The sequence below is a fragment of the Halobacillus campisalis genome (genome assembly GCF_030345335.1).
Classification (GTDB): domain Bacteria; phylum Bacillota; class Bacilli; order Bacillales; family Halobacillaceae; genus Halobacillus_A; species Halobacillus_A campisalis.
This window is the reverse complement of the sequence record NZ_JAPVRC010000003.1, coordinates 421,593-437,920: the sequence shown is the minus strand read 5'-3', so window position 1 is coordinate 437,920 and position 16,328 is coordinate 421,593. Positions and strand designations below refer to the sequence as shown.

18 protein-coding genes, 2 tRNA genes and 1 other annotated feature are annotated in these 16,328 nt (G+C 42.4%); of the genes, 9 read left to right on the top strand and 11 right to left on the bottom strand.

Going from position 1 to position 16,328, the window contains the following annotated elements; translation table 11 throughout:
• Nucleotides 1-14 precede the first annotated feature (14 nt).
• A complete protein-coding gene (locus O2Q26_RS09660) occupies nucleotides 15-674 on the bottom strand; it encodes a M50 family metallopeptidase (protein WP_289215697.1) in 660 nt (219 codons plus the stop codon).
• A 103-nt stretch (nucleotides 675-777) separates the two neighbouring features.
• Between O2Q26_RS09660 and modA the strand changes: the two genes are divergently transcribed.
• From modA to O2Q26_RS09640, 4 genes are all read left to right on the top strand, one after another.
• Entirely contained in the window at nucleotides 778-1,548 is a 771-nt protein-coding gene (gene modA, locus O2Q26_RS09655) for a molybdate ABC transporter substrate-binding protein (protein ID WP_289215696.1), read from the top strand.
• Between the two features lie 18 nt (nucleotides 1,549-1,566).
• Nucleotides 1,567-2,244 carry a molybdate ABC transporter permease subunit gene (gene modB, locus O2Q26_RS09650; protein WP_289215695.1) on the top strand — a complete coding sequence of 226 codons (678 nt, stop codon included), beginning with the start codon at nucleotides 1,567-1,569 and terminating at the stop codon, nucleotides 2,242-2,244.
• A gap of 11 nt (nucleotides 2,245-2,255) precedes the next feature.
• Nucleotides 2,256-2,891 (top strand): ATP-binding cassette domain-containing protein, encoded by a 636-nt coding sequence (locus O2Q26_RS09645; protein ID WP_289215694.1) that lies wholly within the window; start codon nucleotides 2,256-2,258, stop codon nucleotides 2,889-2,891.
• A gap of 75 nt (nucleotides 2,892-2,966) precedes the next feature.
• On the top strand, nucleotides 2,967-3,212 hold the full coding sequence (locus O2Q26_RS09640) for a hypothetical protein (protein WP_289215693.1): 246 nt from the start codon (nucleotides 2,967-2,969) through the stop codon (nucleotides 3,210-3,212).
• Here the strand turns inward: O2Q26_RS09640 and O2Q26_RS09635 are convergent.
• Entirely contained in the window at nucleotides 3,209-4,045 is an 837-nt protein-coding gene (locus tag O2Q26_RS09635) for an N-acetylmuramoyl-L-alanine amidase family protein (RefSeq protein ID WP_289215692.1), read from the bottom strand. The two genes, O2Q26_RS09640 and O2Q26_RS09635, sit on opposite strands and share 4 nt — an antisense overlap.
• Nucleotides 4,046-4,212: 167 nt before the next feature.
• Here O2Q26_RS09635 and O2Q26_RS09630 point away from each other — a divergent pair, with 167 nt between their 5' ends.
• Nucleotides 4,213-4,560 (top strand): helix-turn-helix domain-containing protein, encoded by a 348-nt coding sequence (locus tag O2Q26_RS09630; RefSeq protein ID WP_289215691.1) that lies wholly within the window; start codon nucleotides 4,213-4,215, stop codon nucleotides 4,558-4,560.
• An 84-nt stretch (nucleotides 4,561-4,644) separates the two neighbouring features.
• Here O2Q26_RS09630 and O2Q26_RS09625 read toward each other — a convergent pair whose 3' ends face one another.
• Nucleotides 4,645-4,953, bottom strand: a complete 309-nt coding sequence (locus O2Q26_RS09625; RefSeq protein WP_253936232.1) for a holin — start codon at nucleotides 4,951-4,953, stop codon at nucleotides 4,645-4,647.
• Between the two features lie 168 nt (nucleotides 4,954-5,121).
• Between O2Q26_RS09625 and O2Q26_RS09620 the strand changes: the two genes are divergently transcribed.
• Complete coding sequence (locus tag O2Q26_RS09620) at nucleotides 5,122-5,850, top strand: potassium channel family protein (RefSeq protein WP_289215690.1); 729 nt, start codon at nucleotides 5,122-5,124, stop codon at nucleotides 5,848-5,850.
• Between the two features lie 148 nt (nucleotides 5,851-5,998).
• On the opposite strand, the gene O2Q26_RS09615 is transcribed toward O2Q26_RS09620, so the two are convergent.
• Nucleotides 5,999-6,071, bottom strand: a tRNA-Arg gene (locus O2Q26_RS09615).
• 159 nt (nucleotides 6,072-6,230) lie between these two features.
• Here O2Q26_RS09615 and O2Q26_RS09610 point away from each other — a divergent pair.
• Nucleotides 6,231-6,881: a deoxynucleoside kinase gene (locus O2Q26_RS09610; protein ID WP_289215689.1), complete on the top strand. Its 651-nt coding sequence runs from the start codon at nucleotides 6,231-6,233 to the stop codon at nucleotides 6,879-6,881.
• The gene (locus O2Q26_RS09605) at nucleotides 6,868-7,551 is read left to right on the top strand and encodes a deoxynucleoside kinase (protein ID WP_253936229.1); all 684 of its coding nucleotides are present in this window, start codon (nucleotides 6,868-6,870) and stop codon (nucleotides 7,549-7,551) included. The genes O2Q26_RS09610 and O2Q26_RS09605 overlap by 14 nt, the downstream gene beginning before the upstream one ends.
• A 152-nt stretch (nucleotides 7,552-7,703) precedes the next feature.
• Here the strand turns inward: O2Q26_RS09605 and O2Q26_RS09600 are convergent.
• The 6 genes from O2Q26_RS09600 to guaB all read right to left on the bottom strand — a co-directional run bounded on the left by O2Q26_RS09600 (nucleotide 7,704) and on the right by guaB (nucleotide 14,291).
• A tRNA-Ser gene (locus tag O2Q26_RS09600) sits at nucleotides 7,704-7,796 on the bottom strand.
• Nucleotides 7,797-8,035: 239 nt separating this feature from the next.
• Nucleotides 8,036-9,310 carry a serine--tRNA ligase gene (gene serS / locus O2Q26_RS09595; protein ID WP_289215688.1) on the bottom strand — a complete coding sequence of 425 codons (1,275 nt, stop codon included), beginning with the start codon at nucleotides 9,308-9,310 and terminating at the stop codon, nucleotides 8,036-8,038.
• A 121-nt stretch (nucleotides 9,311-9,431) separates the two neighbouring features.
• Nucleotides 9,432-9,652: a binding site (T-box leader), on the bottom strand.
• 62 nt (nucleotides 9,653-9,714) lie between these two features.
• Nucleotides 9,715-10,305 (bottom strand): pyridoxal 5'-phosphate synthase glutaminase subunit PdxT, encoded by a 591-nt coding sequence (gene pdxT / locus O2Q26_RS09590; RefSeq protein WP_253936228.1) that lies wholly within the window; start codon nucleotides 10,303-10,305, stop codon nucleotides 9,715-9,717.
• 64 nt (nucleotides 10,306-10,369) lie between these two features.
• A complete protein-coding gene (pdxS, locus tag O2Q26_RS09585) occupies nucleotides 10,370-11,254 on the bottom strand; it encodes a pyridoxal 5'-phosphate synthase lyase subunit PdxS (RefSeq protein WP_289215687.1) in 885 nt (294 codons plus the stop codon).
• 122 nt (nucleotides 11,255-11,376) lie between these two features.
• Nucleotides 11,377-12,714, bottom strand: coding sequence for a serine hydrolase (locus O2Q26_RS09580; protein WP_390216174.1), 1,338 nt, complete (start codon nucleotides 12,712-12,714; stop codon nucleotides 11,377-11,379).
• Nucleotides 12,715-12,821: 107 nt separating this feature from the next.
• The gene (gene guaB / locus O2Q26_RS09575) at nucleotides 12,822-14,291 is read right to left on the bottom strand and encodes an IMP dehydrogenase (RefSeq protein WP_253936226.1); all 1,470 of its coding nucleotides are present in this window, start codon (nucleotides 14,289-14,291) and stop codon (nucleotides 12,822-12,824) included.
• A gap of 162 nt (nucleotides 14,292-14,453) precedes the next feature.
• Here guaB and O2Q26_RS09570 point away from each other — a divergent pair, with 162 nt between their 5' ends.
• On the top strand, nucleotides 14,454-15,158 hold the full coding sequence (locus O2Q26_RS09570; RefSeq protein ID WP_289215686.1) for a YaaC family protein: 705 nt from the start codon (nucleotides 14,454-14,456) through the stop codon (nucleotides 15,156-15,158).
• A 15-nt stretch (nucleotides 15,159-15,173) separates the two neighbouring features.
• Here the strand turns inward: O2Q26_RS09570 and O2Q26_RS09565 are convergent, their stop codons facing one another.
• Nucleotides 15,174-16,277, bottom strand: coding sequence for an HD-GYP domain-containing protein (locus tag O2Q26_RS09565; RefSeq protein ID WP_289215685.1), 1,104 nt, complete (start codon nucleotides 16,275-16,277; stop codon nucleotides 15,174-15,176).
• Nucleotides 16,278-16,328 lie beyond the last annotated feature (51 nt).

Genomic DNA, 16,328 nt, shown 5'->3' with positions numbered 1-16,328 from the left:
GACGGTCAGAAAAATCATGACAATATAAACACCCTTTTTAAAGCCAGCCAGGCAAAGTATAAAGATTGTCCAAAGAACAACATTCCCCATAATGGAGCCGGTATAAAAACAACAGCCCTTGCTAAATTAGCAGCATCCCCCGCCTGTCCAGGAGAAAAAATGCTTAACCACATGATTTCAAACGCACTTGTCACCGCTTCAATCATGACTAAGGAAGCTATAAATACAAGCACATATTGGATGACGGCCTGGTTTCCTGTTTTTAAGAGCCAGATAAAACCAGCTCCGAAGGTAATCAGCCAGAACACTCCATAGATGTTTCTCACCCAGAACAGTACGTTAATAATTAAAATTCCAAGCAAGATGTAAACCATCCATTTGTAATGGCCTTTTACGATCAAATAAAAAAATAAAAAACCAACGAACGAGGAGAAAATGTATCCCGATAAACTCGTAAGGAAATGACTCAGCCAAGAAGAATGACCGGTCATCGTCACACCCGAAGTGTTCGGAAATAGAGAGATGTTTCTCACTTCTCCGCCTGTCAACAAGGCGGTCAACGAGTGACCCGTTTCGTGGATCATCGTATTAATCATAGCAAAATATTTACCGATAATGGGAGACTGGGTTAACAGGAAGGCAAGAATAAGGCAGATGATAATTTGTAATTTCACTCGGAAGTCCTCCCTTTCATTAAGCTTGCCTGTTCTTCTATTTTACTTAAAATAACGACATACGTATAATCTAAGTAAATAGAGAGATTAGGAGATTGTACATATGTATACGAAGATGATTGCTTTTTGTTTCAGCTTATTATTTATAACCGGCTGTACAAACGAAGAAAGCCGCGACATAGAACTGACTATTTCCGCTGCTTCCAGCCTCACTGAAGCGATGGAAGAAATTGTCGATGAATTTGAAAGTGATCACGAGGATGTAACGGTTACCGTCAATACAGGAAGTTCCGGTAAGTTAGCCCAGCAAATCCAGCAGGGAGCCCCGGTAGATGTCTTCATGTCAGCCAACGAACACTGGGTGGAACGATTACGTAAAGAAGGACATTTACGAAAAGACTCTGTTAAAGACATTACTCACAATTCCCTGGTACTTATCGCTCCAAGCGATTCTCCCGCAGATATCACATCACTGGAACAGCTGCAGCTCGAAGAAAATGAAACATTCGCTTTAGGGGATCCCGAAAGTGCACCGATCGGCATGTACTCGAAGCAATCCTTGCAAGCTGCTAATCAATGGGATAAATACTTAGAACAATTTGTTTACGCAAGTGACGTCAAACAAGTAGTGGCTTATGTTGCATCGCACAATGCTTCCTATGGACTTGTATATGTAAGTGACGCCATGATATCAGATGACGATGACGTAAAAGTGATAGCCGAGATAGATGAAGAAACACATGACCCTGTAGTCTATCCTGCCGCAGTGACCAACCAAACTACCGAAACCAATACATCAAAAGAATTCATTGAATTTATTGAAGCGGACAAAGCACAGAGCATTCTCAAAAAATACGGATTCAGCTCGAAATAAAACGATTGGAAGGTAATTATGAACTTTTCTCCCTTGACCCTGTCATTACAAACCGCGGGAATTGCTACGTTGATTGTGTTCTTAACCGCCGTACCTTTAGCACGACTCATTTCCAGGAAATTATTTCCCGGGAAAAGTATCGTGGAATCGCTTGTTTTACTACCGATGGTGCTCCCACCTACTGTCGTAGGTTTCCTTTTGCTCTATTTGTTCGGAAATAACGGGCCGATCGGAAAGTTATTGATTGAATGGTTTGGTATTCAAATCGTTTTTTCCTGGTTAGGTGCTGTCATTGCCGCCATTGCAGTTTCCTTCCCTCTTATGTATCAGAGCGCTTCAGCATCGTTCGCGAATTACGATCCTCAAATTGAACAGGCAGCCCTGACGATGGGAGCTTCTAAATGGAAAGTATTTTTTACCATCTCATTTCCTCTCGCATGGCCCGGGTTGCTAGCTGGTTTAGTGTTAACCTTCGCCCGGGCTTTAGGTGAATTCGGAGCAACATTAATGCTTGCCGGCTATATCCCGGGGCAGACAGACACCATCCCTTTAGCTATTTACTTTGCAGTCGAATCCGGAAATATGGAAGCGGCCAGGTTGTGGGTTTTCATTATTTTAGCGCTCGGATTCAGTTCTATCCTCTGGCTGAACTGGTGGAGTAAGAAAAATATACTACGATTCCAGTCAGAGAAATAAGGGGGCTTTACATGCTTTTTGTATCCATACAAAAGAAATTATCCCATTTTCAGTTACAGGCTGCCTTTCAAATAAAAAGTGAGACCGTCATTTTGTTCGGGCCGTCCGGTTCCGGGAAAACGACAATCCTTAATTGTATCGCCGGACTAACTGACCCAGACACAGGTGAGATCAGCCTGGATGATACAATATTATTTAAAAGCAAAAAAAATAAATTACCGATCCAAAAAAGACAAGTAGGGTATGTATTTCAAGACTATGCCCTCTTCCCCCACATGACGGTTCGTAAAAATATCGAGTACGGAGCTTATGACTCACTAGTCACGCAGCAATTGCTGAACCTGCTGCGGATCCATCATTTAGCTGATAAATATCCTCGACAAATTTCGGGTGGAGAAAAACAAAGGGTTGCCTTAGCCCGGGCGCTTGCGACTAAGCCCGGTGTTTTGCTTTTAGATGAACCTTTTTCATCCCTTGATGAAGAAACGAAAAATGAATGTTACCACCATCTGAACCGACTGAAAAAAGAATGGAAGATCCCCATCCTTCTAGTCACTCACGATAAGCAGGAGGCTAAAAAGTTAGGGGATCGTATCCTATCCATTCGAGAAGGAAAATTAAAAAGCCTCCCGCCTGAAGCATTTTGAATGATTCTGTGAAAATTGAAGAAAATATCAAGTGGTTGATCAGAAAAAAATGATTCGAAGCTGGGAGTTTTTCAAATGGATAAAACGTTTATGAAAAAAGTCTTAAAATGGTTTCTGTTGGTCGTCCTCATCTGTATAGCGATATTAGGCGGCCTCCTGGCTTACTTGTTCATAGCCGACCGTTTTTACAATGAAGACAAAGATGAGTTTAATGAAAATAATGAATTGACGATGTCTATTCCATCACCTGTTTTTTATACTACGCCTGAATTCGGCCAAGATCCTTATTCAAGTAAGGATAAGCAGGCATATTCCGACTAATTGACGACCCTTACATATTTATTACTAGCGGTCACATAATAACGAGCACCTTTTGAATTCTCTACTTCATATTGAAAGTAACCATCTACGGATAGTTTTGAAAGGATCACAGGAAATCCGTACCCTTTTTCTAAATAGCCGGCGAGCGACCGGTCCGACCAGGAAGGGTGGTGATAGAATCGTAAACGCCCATCATAAATGGATTCTACTCTCCGTCCTACATATGATGGTTTACGTTTCGCGGAATCGCTGACATATGGCACGCGGAAGAAATCACAAATCCCTTGAGCATGCTCCCTCGCCACTTCTTTCTGAAATTCAGGTTTGATCATATAGAGCGCTTCATCCAGATTATCCATAAATCCATTCTCAGTTAATACAGCCGGCATGGACGTTGTCCGCAAAACTTGAAAATCAGCTTCTTTGATTCCTCGATAATGTTGACTTGTCCCCTTTTTCAGGTGATTCCCAATACTTTCAGCCAGCCTTCCTGCTTCTCTGTTCAGATGACCGGGATAGACGAACAGTTCAATTCCAGAAGGGGCGGGGCTGCTGAAACTGCCGTCATATGCATTATAATGAACAGAAATATAGGCATCGGCTTTCGCTTGATTCGCACGGCTTACTCTCGTGGAGAGCGGAGTATCCTCGTCACCAGGAGCGACAAGAACTGTCTTTAAACCGCTTCGATTCAACTCTTCTTCTAAATTATTGACTACTTTCCTGTTAAATTCATTTTCTTTAATGAACCTGTTTAAACTCGAAATGTACGGTGTCCTTTTTCCCGCGGTACTCATCCCATGTCCATCATCCAATGCGATTAAATATTCCATCATTCATCCCCTGACTTTTTACGCGTATCGCGCAATTAATAAGTTGATTATAAAATTCAGACAGAGATAAGTCAATAAAAATTAAACATATCGCGTAATAAATTTCGCATTTCGCGAAAAAATAATGTATACTTTTTATAAACAAGAGAAACGAAAGGGGGAATTCTGTGGGGTCTTTAGGCGAGCGTCTCAAGCAAGCCAGGGAAAACAAAGGATGGTCCCAAACATACGTGTGCGGGGTGTTGCAGATCTCAAACTCTCGTTTATCGGGGTATGAGAGAAATTACAGAGAGCCTGATACGAAGATGTTTACGGCCTTATCCAGTCTGTACGAGGTTTCAATTGATTGGTTAATGGGGAAAAACATTCAGCCCATTCCTTCTTCCTCTGCATTAGAGTCAAATCATTTATTCCGTGATCCTGAATTACAGAAATGGTATAAAGAACTGCCGAACGCAAATGAAGAAGATGTGCAGAAGCTTATGAAAATATGGGGAATCATAAGAAATGAGTAAATTTTATAACTGTTATGTACAGAAAAAAGAGGCCAACAACCTCATCAGCTGTTGGTCCGAGCAAATGGGCTTAGATTCAATCTTTCATTGATCAAGGTCGTTCTTATCCGAACCACAATCTGAACCGTTCTTTGAACGCTTCGTGAATCCTTGACTGCGATTCATGACTTCAAATAACCCAGTACCCGACAACCCTGCACCAGCTCCAGCCCATAAACGCAGGGCCAAATCCATATCCGTCAGTGGATAAGCTAATGCTCCAATCACTAATCCCGTTCCTGCACTGATCAAGGGCAAGTAATTTTTCGGTAAGTTGATTGTACGCTTCATGACTTCTACACTTCCTGTAACAAAAGGACAGAGTATGGTGGCAAAGAGCAATACCTGTTGCATAATGTCATTCTCCACAGGTCTCACCTCTCTAAAAAATAAAGACAGCTTCTAAAAGACTAATCTCACTCGTCTGAAGAACCTGTCTTATCCTTTATAATATGTACTTGAGTTGCGTGGTGTGTGTGCAGCAAACAACACTTTTTTTCAAAATATGATAAGGAGATTGATATGCCTAACTTCTCAAAACGTCCTAAGCTGGCTGTTTTTTATGAGACATTCCTGATTCTCTTAGCTTTGGCTTCCGTATTATTTATATGGACGGACCATCCGGTTCTTCAGTTTATCGATCGTTTCATTTGGATCATTTTTTTACTGGACGTCCTCATACGAATCGCTAAAGCAGACCATAAACTGCACTACATAAAACATAATCCTTTCGACTTCATTGCAGCTATACCTTTAGATAGTACATTCCAGCTCGCAAGAATAGCTCGTTTAATAAAGATCATTAAATTTCTGCCTTTCTCGAAACGTTACCTGAGGTCCGCTTTTTCCATTTTACATACGAATGGTCTTGACCGCGTGCTTACTGTATCATTTCTGCTCATCTTTGGTTCTGCAATTGTTGTGAAAATGGTCGAGCCTCGAATCGACACTTTCTCAGATGGAGTGTGGTGGTCAATTGTAACAACAACGACGGTAGGGTATGGTGACATTTCCCCTGAAACATCTCTCGGCCGGCTGATCGCAGTTATTTTGATGCTCGTAGGAATCGGGTTAATCGGGATGCTGACTGGTTCGATTACCACGTTTTTTGTAAAAGAAAATAAATCCAGTCACCCGGCGGTAACTTTCATAAAAGGTCAGTTGAATCGTTATGAAGACCTGTCGTGGCAGGAATTGCAGCAGATTTCTGTACTTATCGAAGAAATGAAGGAAGAAAAAAAAGAAAAATGAGGATTAGATAGAGAAATACTGCATTAAAAAACACCTCTTCCGTACTTGTGATCACAAGAACGGAAGAGGTGTTTTCGTAACGTTCTCCACCGTTTAAACTCAGCCTTTACTTTCGCTAAAGTTAAAGCAGTAGAATTGTTAATATAAACGCCCCCGGCAGGATTCGAACCTGCGGCACACGGTTTAGGAAACCGATGCTCTATCCCCTGAGCTACGGGGGCACGTGAATCATATTATACAAAAATACGAGCTGATTGAAAAGGAATTTATTTTAAAATGGAGATAAACGTATTACTTCCTCCATCTCACTATGGTAAAATGGTACTTGTCTGTCAGAACGTATCGAATTTTGTTTTCACCTGATATAAGGAGGAGAAAAGATGGGACAATTACCTTTCATAGCCGTTGAAGGCCCTATCGGGGTTGGTAAAACGTCTCTGTCTAAAAAGCTCGCCTCCCAGTTTGATTTTCATTTACTGAAGGAAATCGTTGAGGAGAATCCATTTTTAGGCAAGTTTTATGAAAATATAGATGAATGGAGCTTCCAAACGGAAATGTTCTTCCTATGCAACCGTGTGAAGCAGCTGGAAGACATTGATAGGGATTACCTGAAGCTTGGGAAGCCTGTAGTTGCCGATTATCATATCTTTAAAAATATGATTTTTGCCCAGCGTACTTTACGAGAAGAAAAGTTCCTGAAATATACTCAGATCTTTGAAATATTATCACACGATATGCCAAAGCCCAATATGGTCATTTACCTGGATGCCAGCTTAGAAACTCTGCTGGAGAGGATCAGACTGAGGAATCGGGATGTCGAAGTGAATATCCAGCCATCCTATTTAAAGCAGCTTTCTCAGGATTATGAGGACTATATGAATCATTTTGAAGAAACACACCCTGACGTTCCGGTCATTCGATTGAACGGAGACAAGCTGGACTTTGTAAAGCATCAAGATGATCTCCTCTATATTGTCGAACAGGTAGAGAATCACTTGAATAAAGGAGAAGTTTTAAATGAACGCACGTGAACGCTACGGAATTCCACATGATAGTGTCATTACTATTGCAGGGACGGTCGGGGTAGGGAAGTCTACAATGACCAATGCATTAGCTGATGCTCTCAAATTCAGGACTTCCTTCGAAAAAGTCGAAACCAATCCTTACCTTGATAAATTTTATAACGATTTTGAGCGCTGGAGCTTCCACTTACAAATATATTTCCTTGCTGAACGATTCAAGGAACAGAAGAAAATCTTCGAATACGGTGGTGGATTTATACAAGACCGCTCCATCTATGAGGATACGGGTATTTTTGCGCGTATGCATTATGAAAAAGGAACGATGTCTGAAATAGATTATAATACGTACACTAATTTATTCGATGCTATGGTCATGACTCCTTACTTTCCTCATCCTGATCTACTCATCTATTTAGAAGGGTCTTTCGATGATATCTTAAGCCGTATTAAAGAACGAGGGCGTGAGATGGAACAGCAGACTCCTGTAGAGTACTGGGAAGAGATGTTCAAGCGTTATGAAAACTGGATCGATAATTTCAATGCTTGTCCTGTGCTGCGTCTGAATATTGCTGATTATGATGTTCTGAATGATCAAACAAGCATAGAACCTGTTTTAGAAAAAATCGGTCACTTTATCCAGCAATCGCGTAAATGGCGTTCAAGTCACTTACTGACGTAATGGCTTGTCTTTTCCCCATAACGTTATAATGCCCGAGCCTGTAGAAGGCTCGGGCATTTTTGTATAGATTACAAATAAAAAACCGCTGCACGAGGCAGCGGTTTTTTTGTTCTATAATCTCCAATATTTATGCGCTATTGTTGATGTTAAAATGGAGGAGGAAGAGGGATTCGAACCCCCGCGGGCCGTGAAGCCCCTGTTGGTTTTCAAGACCAATCCCTTCAGCCAGACTTGGGTATTCCTCCGTTTGACGACAATTAATAATATATCACGGCTCGCAAAATCCGTCAATATTTTTGCCAACTTTTTTTAAAAAAAGTTGTTTCAGTCCTTTGACTGCTTGACTATTATACTAATAACCTGCTTTTGAGTCAACAATATCTAAAAAAATTCGGCTCAGAATTTATATTATTTCCTCGGAAATAATCATATGTCTATGTGAGTAAAAAACTGGCTCATTATATGAGCCAGTTCACTATCCTCTTTATTTAATAACTTCTTTTCCACCCATATATGGTTGAAGTACTTCTGGAACAGCAACAGATCCATCAGCCTGCTGATAGTTCTCTAATATCGCGGCAACGGTACGTCCGATCGCCAGTCCGGAACCATTTAAGGTATGGACGTATTCCGGCTTGCCTTTTTCTTCGCGGCGGAAACGGATGCCCGCTCGTCGCGCCTGGAAATCTTCAAAGTTTGAGCAAGAGCTGATTTCACGGTATGTGTCGTTGCTTGGAATCCAAACCTCGATATCGTATTTCTTAGCGGCTGTGAAGCCTAAATCTCCTGTACACATGCTCATGACACGGTAAGGAAGCTTTAATAACTGCAGCACTTTTTCAGCATGTCCGGTCAGTTCCTCCAATACATCATAAGAATCTTCCGGCTTTGCAAATTGAACGAGCTCGACTTTGTTGAACTGGTGCTGGCGGATAAGGCCGCGTGTATCACGACCGGCAGAGCCTGCTTCAGAACGGAAATTCGTGCTGAATGCGACAAATTTCTGCGGAAGTTCGTCTATTTTTAAGATTTCGTCCCGATGATAATTGGTCACTGGAACCTCTGCTGTCGGCACGAGGAAGTAATCCCAGTCTTCCACTTTAAAAGCGTCCTCTTCGAATTTAGGCAGCTGTCCAGTCCCTGTCATAGATGTACGGTTTACCATTTGAGGAGGAAGCATTTCCTGGTAGCCATGCTCGTCAGAATGCAAGTCCATCATGAAGTTCAGTAACGCGCGTTCCAAACGGGCACCTAAGCCTCTATAAAAGACGAAACGGCTTCCTGTAACTTTAGCAGCTCGCTCAAAATCAACGATGTTCAAATCCGTAGCTACATCCCAGTGCGGCTTAGCTTCAAAATCAAATTTCGGCAGATCGCCCCACGCTCTAGCCTCTACGTTATCTTCTTCGTCTTCACCTACAGGTACGCTTTCGTGCGGGATATTCGGAATAGATAAGAGAAGAATGTCCAAACGTTCCTCTACCGTCTTCAGCTCGGTATCCAATTCTTTAATACGGTCGCCCACTTCACGCATTTCTGTGATTTTAGAATCGGCATCCTGCTTTTCTTTCTTCAAGAGAGAAATTTCTTTAGATACGTCATTTCGACGTGCTTTCAAATCTTCCGTTTCTTGAATCAGCTCACGGCGGCGGCTGTCTAAATCGCCGAACGTATCAAGCTCAGATAAATCTTCCCCTCTTTTTTGGAGCTTTTGTTTCACTTCTTCGAAATTCTGACGCAAATACTTCATGTCTAACATCGTACATTCCTCCTTCGTAAATTGGCCCATCAGATATGTTTTGATCAAATCAGCCATATAGCATCACGCCAGGCCCATGACCATCGATAAAAATAAAAAAACTCCCGCCCCTTTAATTGAATAAAGGGACGAGAGTTTGTTATACATTCCCGCGATACCACCCTGATTGAAGATACAAAGATCTTCCGGCTTAGCTCATAACGGCGAGGACCGGTTCACCCTACTTTATTTCAGGCAAACAACTCAAGGATGGATTCTCAGCACTCTTTTATCAGTTTTCACCAGCCACTGACTCTCTTCAAAAAAGAGTAAACTGTTACTAGTTCCTATCATCGCGTTTAACGTTTTAATTTTAGTAAACGAAGATCAGCTTCGTCTTTCAAATAAGAATAGCGGAATGTCTCTTAAGATGCAAGAGATTTTTTCGCTTCTTCCACCATTTTTACAAAATGCTCGGTGATTCTATGATCATCAGTCAGCTCTGGGTGGAAAGAACAGGCTAAGAAATTGTCTTGTTGAGCGGCCACGATATTGCCTTTATACGTAGCTAACACGGAAGCTTCTTTTCCGACCCCTTCAATATAGGGTGCTCGAATAAAGACAGCATTATACTGGTCGGCTACGCCTTTGATATCAAGATCCGCTTCAAAACTCTCACGCTGACGTCCAAATGCGTTTCGGCGGACGCGGATATCCATCAGACCTAAATGCACATCGTAGGAGCCATCAATTTCGGATGCTAACAAGATTAATCCAGCACAAGTCCCGAAAATCGGTTTTCCCTGCTTTCCAAACTGACGAATGGGTTCTAAGAAATTATATTTATCGATCAGGCGGCGGATCGTCGTGCTTTCTCCGCCCGGTATAATCAATCCATCAATTTCATCCAGTTGTTCAATTCTTTTCACAAGTATTCCTTTGGCTCCGGATGCTTCTACGGAACGGATATGTTCACGAAAAGCTCCCTGGAGCGCTAATACACCAATCGTCGTCATGATGCATGTCTCCTTTTTGTTTATGCTTCTCGTAGCTGACAGGATCTCTCCGTTTTATGAAGACCTACTGACTTCTATCCTGCATGCGCTGATCTTGACTAAGAGTGTTCATTTCAAGACCTTTCATCGCCGTACCCAGGCCTTTAGAAATTTCTGCGATCAGTTTGTAATCGTCATAATGTGTTGTCGCTTCAACAATGGCACGAGCAAATTTAGCAGGGTTATCTGATTTAAAGATTCCTGAACCGACGAATACACCGTCTGCTCCTAACTGCATCATAAGAGACGCATCTGAAGGTGTAGCGATACCGCCAGCCGCAAAGTTTACGACAGGAAGACGTCCTTCTTCGCGAATCTCAAGCAGAAGGTCGAATGGAGCGCCATGTTCTTTAGCGTACACCATCACTTCATCATCAGACATGCTCTGCAGCTGACGGATTTGAGATTGAATCTGACGCATGTGGCTTACAGCTTCTACAATGTTTCCTGTACCTGGCTCACCTTTTGTACGAAGCATGGAAGCTCCTTCACGAATACGACGAGTCGCTTCGCCGATATTACGGCATCCACATACGAATGGCACAGTATAATCATCTTTTTTAATGTGATAAATTTCATCAGCAGGAGTTAATACTTCACTCTCATCGATGTAATCCACACCCATAGATTCCAATACACGAGCTTCAGTAATATGGCCGATACGCGCTTTTGCCATAACAGGGATGGATACAGCGTTCATAACTTCTTCTACGATTGTAGGATCAGCCATACGAGCTACTCCGCCTGCTGCACGGATATCAGATGGAACACGTTCCAGTGCCATAACCGCAACTGCACCTGCTTCTTCAGCGATTTTTGCTTGTTCTGCGTTTACTACGTCCATGATGACGCCGCCTTTTTGCATTTCTGCCATTCCGCGTTTAACGCGATCTGTACCTGTTTGAGCCATGATAATTCCTCCCAATGTGATCTATAATAGTCGATCATTTTTTAATTAAACAAAAAATTCCCTTACGTTCTATTGTAACGCATACGCAAACTAAATCCTACTAAATAAATTGGGTATTTGGCCTAGAACCAGCCTTTTACCATACTTACTGCACTAGAAAAGATATCACTGAAGAAATCACCGATTCCTCCAATAGTGAGCATGAACCAATTCGCTTTTTCCACACTTGAAACCGTAACAACATCTACTTCTGTTCTTAAGGGTTCCCCTGTTTGAAGATCTTTATAAGATTCTTCCCCATTATAAACGAGTTCAGCGGTTCCCACTTTTTCTCCCTGATCAAAAGGGGCTTCCAATTTGCCGTTTTTATCTAAGGCTTCTTCTGAAAGGTTCACAGTGACTGCGTATTGTTCTTCTTCTCCTTCTTTAACTGGAGCCGTGATGCCCTCTGCGATTTCCAATTCTACGGAATCTTCTTTTCCTTTAGATACTTCAACTGTGGAATTGTCATCCACTTGGTGACCGGCCTGGAACAATTCTTGTTGACTGAACTCATTGAAGCCATATTCAAAAAGTTTCTTTGTTTCTTCAAACCTTGCCTCTTCACTATCTGTTTTCATGACGACAGAGATTAGACGACGGTCGTCACGCTCGGCAGTTCCAGTGAAGCTGAATCCGGCAAGATCCGTAAATCCTGTTTTTAATCCATCTACACCTTCATAACTGCCGGCTGCCAACTGTCCCGGCATGCCTGGAAGCATCCGGTTCCAGTTGATGATTTCCTGTCCATCGAATTCTGTCGTTGGTATAGACGAGATTTCAAGAGATTCAGGGTAATCATTCACTAGGTGATAGGCTAAAATAGCTGAAGAACGAGCGGATAGTAGATTCGTATCTTCTCTTTCTGTACCTTCAGGATAATTTTCACCTAAATCTTCATTTTCAAGACCCGTTGAGTTTACAAATTGGTAATCTGTCATCCCTAATTCTTCTGCTTTTTCATTCATCATATTTACAAATTCGCCTTCTGAACCTGCCACTAATTCTGCTAAAGCAATTGATGTTCCGTTATCAGAATTAATTGCCATAGCTTCGTAAAGTTCACGAACTGTGTAATCCTGACTTTGTGTTAAGCCAACTCCAGAAAACGTAGCGTTAGCCGAAATACTATATGGATAATCACTTATTTGAGTCGTTGTTTCCCATTCTATGTCGCCTTCTTCAATAGCCTCTAATACGAGATATTCTGTCATCATTTTCGTCATACTGGCTGGAGGTAATGTTAGATCAGCTTCTTTTTCAAATAAAATTTTACCGGACTGTGCGTCCACTAATATGGCTGATTCTGCTTCCACTTCTACCGAGTCTGCATATGTAGCCTCAGGATTTCCAAAAACCGCAAAAATGCTTAAAACTAGGACCATGACGATGGCCGCTGATGCTTGTAAACTTTGTTTCAAATTTTTCAACCTCCACGGAATAATAATATGCATCCTTATTATTCTACCATAGGCGTTTATAAAAAAATAGACAGGGAATAGTCCCTGTCTATAGTATTTTTTTTGGATCAAATGGAGTAGTTAGGTGCCTCTTTCGTGATTTGCACATCATGAGGATGGCTCTCGCGGAGACCTGCCCCGGTAATTCTAATAAATTTGGCATCCTTACGAAGCTCTTCAATTCCTCTCGCTCCGCAATATCCCATGCCTGAACGCAATCCCCCTAATAATTGATGGATAGAATCGCTCAGCGGTCCTTTATAAGGCATGCGGCCTTCGATTCCTTCAGGCACAAGTTTTTTCGATTCGGAATCGCTTTGGAAATAACGATCCTTGGATCCGGATTCCATTGCACTGACTGAACCCATGCCGCGATAAACTTTAAAGCGGCGGCCCTGAAAAATTTCCGTTTCGCCAGGACTTTCTGAAACACCGGCAAGTAGGCTTCCAAGCATAACAGCATGTCCGCCAGCGGCAATGGCTTTCGCGATGTCGCCGGAATATTTGATCCCGCCGTCAGCAATCACAGGAATACCGTACTTTTCCGCTTCCATAGCACAGTCGTTGACTGCTGTAATTTGAGGAACTCCGACACCGGCAACAACACGCGTCGTACAAATCGATCCCGGACCAATCCCTACTTTTACAACATCGACACCCGCTTCAATCAGTTCACGAGTCGCTTCAGGTGTCCCTACATTACCTGCGATGATGTTGATATCCGGATACTTAGCCCGAATCCGCTTCACCTGTTCGATTACCCCCTGCGAATGTCCGTGAGCTGTATCGACCACTAAGGCATCGACATTTGCTTCGACAAGCTTATCAATTCGTGTCATCGCATCCGCCGTAACGCCGACAGCTGCACCGACCAGCAGACGCCCTTGTTCATCCTTAGCTGATAAAGGAAACTCAATAACTTTTTCGATATCTTTAATGGTGATTAATCCTTTAAGGATGCCATTATTATCGACCATCGGCAGTTTTTCGATCTTATGCTGCTGCAGGATTTTCTCTGCTTCATCAAGCGTTGTTCCTACAGGGGCAGTGACGAGGTTGTCCCGTGTCATCACTTCGCTGATCGAACGTGAGTAATCATCCATGAATCGAAGATCACGATTGGTAAGAATACCTACGAGCTTCTGGTTCTCTTCGTTATCGACGATCGGTACTCCAGAAATCCGGAATTTCCCCATCAAATGCTCCGCATCATACACTTGATGCTCTGGTGTCAGGAAAAATGGATTCGTGATGACTCCGCTCTCTGACCGCTTCACACGATCCACATGTTCTGCCTGCTCTTCTATCGACATGTTTTTATGAATGATGCCAAGGCCTCCTTGACGAGCCATTCCAATCGCCATAGGCGCTTCTGTCACCGTATCCATGCCGGCACTTAAAATCGGCATATTAAGCTTTAACGTAGGTGATAATTCTGTTGCTAAGGAAACGTCCCTTGGGAGCACATCCGATTTAGCCGGAAGCAGCAGAACATCATCAAACGTTAATCCTTCTTTCGTAAACTTATCCTCGCGCATGCTTGATCCTCTCCTTAAATAGTTTGGGTAATTATGGGGAAAGTAAGTGGGTAATGGTTTTATTCACTTTCTTATTGTTATTTACAATACGACAACAGCAGTGCTTTTTCAAGGATAAAAAATCAGCGGAATACGCTGAAATCATAAGAAAGGAGAACAATATTGACGAATGAAACGACAACCTACCTCAATTACTTAAAATCGACTTCCCATACTAGGGAATATTTACTAATGAGATACCAGGCAGCAGGTGTGGATCAAGCAAAGCTCCACGCCTATCAAAATGCTGAACGTTTCTCTTATGGTTTGCAATTAGGAGAAGAATATTTATCAGCTGCAAAGAACACCACTTTCAGCGTACAGCCGCTCCTTTATTATTATAGTCTCACCCACTTTTTAAAAAGCTGTATCATTACCGTTGACCCCGAATATCCTGCTTCCGCGCGGGTTCTGGCTCATGGGCTTTCTACAAGGAAAAGGAAAAAACAGCATTACCGTTTTTTAGAAGATGAGATTCGCATTCAACCGGATGGTCTTTTTCCTTACGCAGCGAAAACAATGTTCAACATTTCTGAATTTCCAGCGAAAGTGATGATGAACGACCTTTTAAAACCCCTCTCCTGTATGAAAAAAATGTATGAATTTAAAAAAGACACAACCGAACAAGCACCGCTATTTCCAGAATTGGCAGCAGAATTCGCCGTACTCTACAATTTAAGTATGCTCGTCCGTTATGAAGGAGAATGGTGGGGGGAAATGAATCAATTACGCGACCGTGAAGATTACGTGTTCATTTTTCATTTTTTAGAATCGATGGCCGACCGGATCTCCCTTTCTATTTCTTCATGGTTAAAAGACCGGTCTTAATAAGACCGGTCTTTTTCATGACTCTACTACTTCGTCTATATGCACATGCGACTGCTGGCTAAGAGCGATGATTTCACCGTTTTCCTCAAGCTGAACCATGGGGCGTGTAGGGTGAGCGGGATCAATGAAGATGATCTCCCCCCTTTGACTTGTCGTCAATCTCACTTTCGTTCCTGTAGAAAAGTTCGTCATCTCTTTGACGAAAAGCTGAATGACGGTATGATCATATCGTCCGAACTGTTCTTTTATAATTTCTTCCAGCACTTTATAAGGAGACTGTTTTTTTCGGTAAACTCTTTCTGATGTCATTGCGTGATACATGTCGCTTACCGCAATGATCTGAGCGAATTGATGGATTTTATTCTGTCGTAAACCAAGCGGATACCCGCTTCCATCCAGCCGCTCATGATGCTGGAGGATGCCCAGCTTCGCCTGGCTGCTTAATGAAGGAATGTTTTCTACTAGACGATAAGAGTAGGCTGCATGTTTTTTGATTTCTTCATACTCCGCTTCATCGAGGGCGTTTGTTTTATGTAAGATCCTCGTATCAATCCGTGCCATGCCGCAATCACTTAACAATCCAGCCAGCCCCGCCTGCAGCCACTCTCCGCGGGAATAACCGAGCTTCGCCGTCAAATAGGCGGAAATCAAGCCCGTGGCTACGCTGTGATGAGCTAAGTAATTGGTTTCTGTTGAATAGTGATGAAGTAAGAAAACATCTCTAGTGGAGTGAACCGCCTGTTCGATCAAAGGGACCATAAAGGTGCGGATTTCCTTCATATCAATAGAGGAACCACCCTGCCAATGCTCAAACCATTGTTCATAAGTTTTTACTGCTTCCAGGTAGTATTCATGAAAGGGGAGATCTTTGGGTATTGCAGTTTTTTTCGTGTAGGTGTCTTGTCGTGGTGGGGGATTTTCTTTTTTATCAGGCACAAATGGCTGGCCGTTTGAAAGCTTCGGGCCAACTTCTACAGAAGCGATAAGAAATTCATGTAAAACGTTGATATGTATAGGATCCAGTACCGTATGCTTAGGAATAATGGGAGAGTTTGTTTTTCCCATCACGTCTTTCGTAAGGATGCACCCTGATATTAATTGGGAAGGATGGACTTCCATGGATTTCACCTCTTCTTTACGATGTAAATATGTAAAAAAGAAGCCGCACTG

Coding starts and splice junctions, on each gene's coding strand:
- guaB (WP_253936226.1), bottom strand. CDS start 14,291: ATGCGCGAGGATAAGTTTACGAAAGAAGGATTAACGTTTGATGATGTT.
- serS (WP_289215688.1), bottom strand. CDS start 9,310: ATGTTAGACATGAAGTATTTGCGTCAGAATTTCGAAGAAGTGAAACAA.
- pdxT (WP_253936228.1), bottom strand. CDS start 10,305: ATGACGACGATTGGTGTATTAGCGCTCCAGGGAGCTTTTCGTGAACAT.
- O2Q26_RS09605 (WP_253936229.1), top strand. CDS start 6,868: ATGAACGCACGTGAACGCTACGGAATTCCACATGATAGTGTCATTACT.
- O2Q26_RS09640 (WP_289215693.1), top strand. CDS start 2,967: ATGGATAAAACGTTTATGAAAAAAGTCTTAAAATGGTTTCTGTTGGTC.
- O2Q26_RS09565 (WP_289215685.1), bottom strand. CDS start 16,277: ATGGAAGTCCATCCTTCCCAATTAATATCAGGGTGCATCCTTACGAAA.
- modB (WP_289215695.1), top strand. CDS start 1,567: ATGAACTTTTCTCCCTTGACCCTGTCATTACAAACCGCGGGAATTGCT.
- O2Q26_RS09625 (WP_253936232.1), bottom strand. CDS start 4,953: ATGCAACAGGTATTGCTCTTTGCCACCATACTCTGTCCTTTTGTTACA.
- O2Q26_RS09610 (WP_289215689.1), top strand. CDS start 6,231: ATGGGACAATTACCTTTCATAGCCGTTGAAGGCCCTATCGGGGTTGGT.
- O2Q26_RS09645 (WP_289215694.1), top strand. CDS start 2,256: ATGCTTTTTGTATCCATACAAAAGAAATTATCCCATTTTCAGTTACAG.
- O2Q26_RS09635 (WP_289215692.1), bottom strand. CDS start 4,045: ATGGAATATTTAATCGCATTGGATGATGGACATGGGATGAGTACCGCG.
- pdxS (WP_289215687.1), bottom strand. CDS start 11,254: ATGGCTCAAACAGGTACAGATCGCGTTAAACGCGGAATGGCAGAAATG.
- O2Q26_RS09620 (WP_289215690.1), top strand. CDS start 5,122: ATGCCTAACTTCTCAAAACGTCCTAAGCTGGCTGTTTTTTATGAGACA.
- modA (WP_289215696.1), top strand. CDS start 778: ATGTATACGAAGATGATTGCTTTTTGTTTCAGCTTATTATTTATAACC.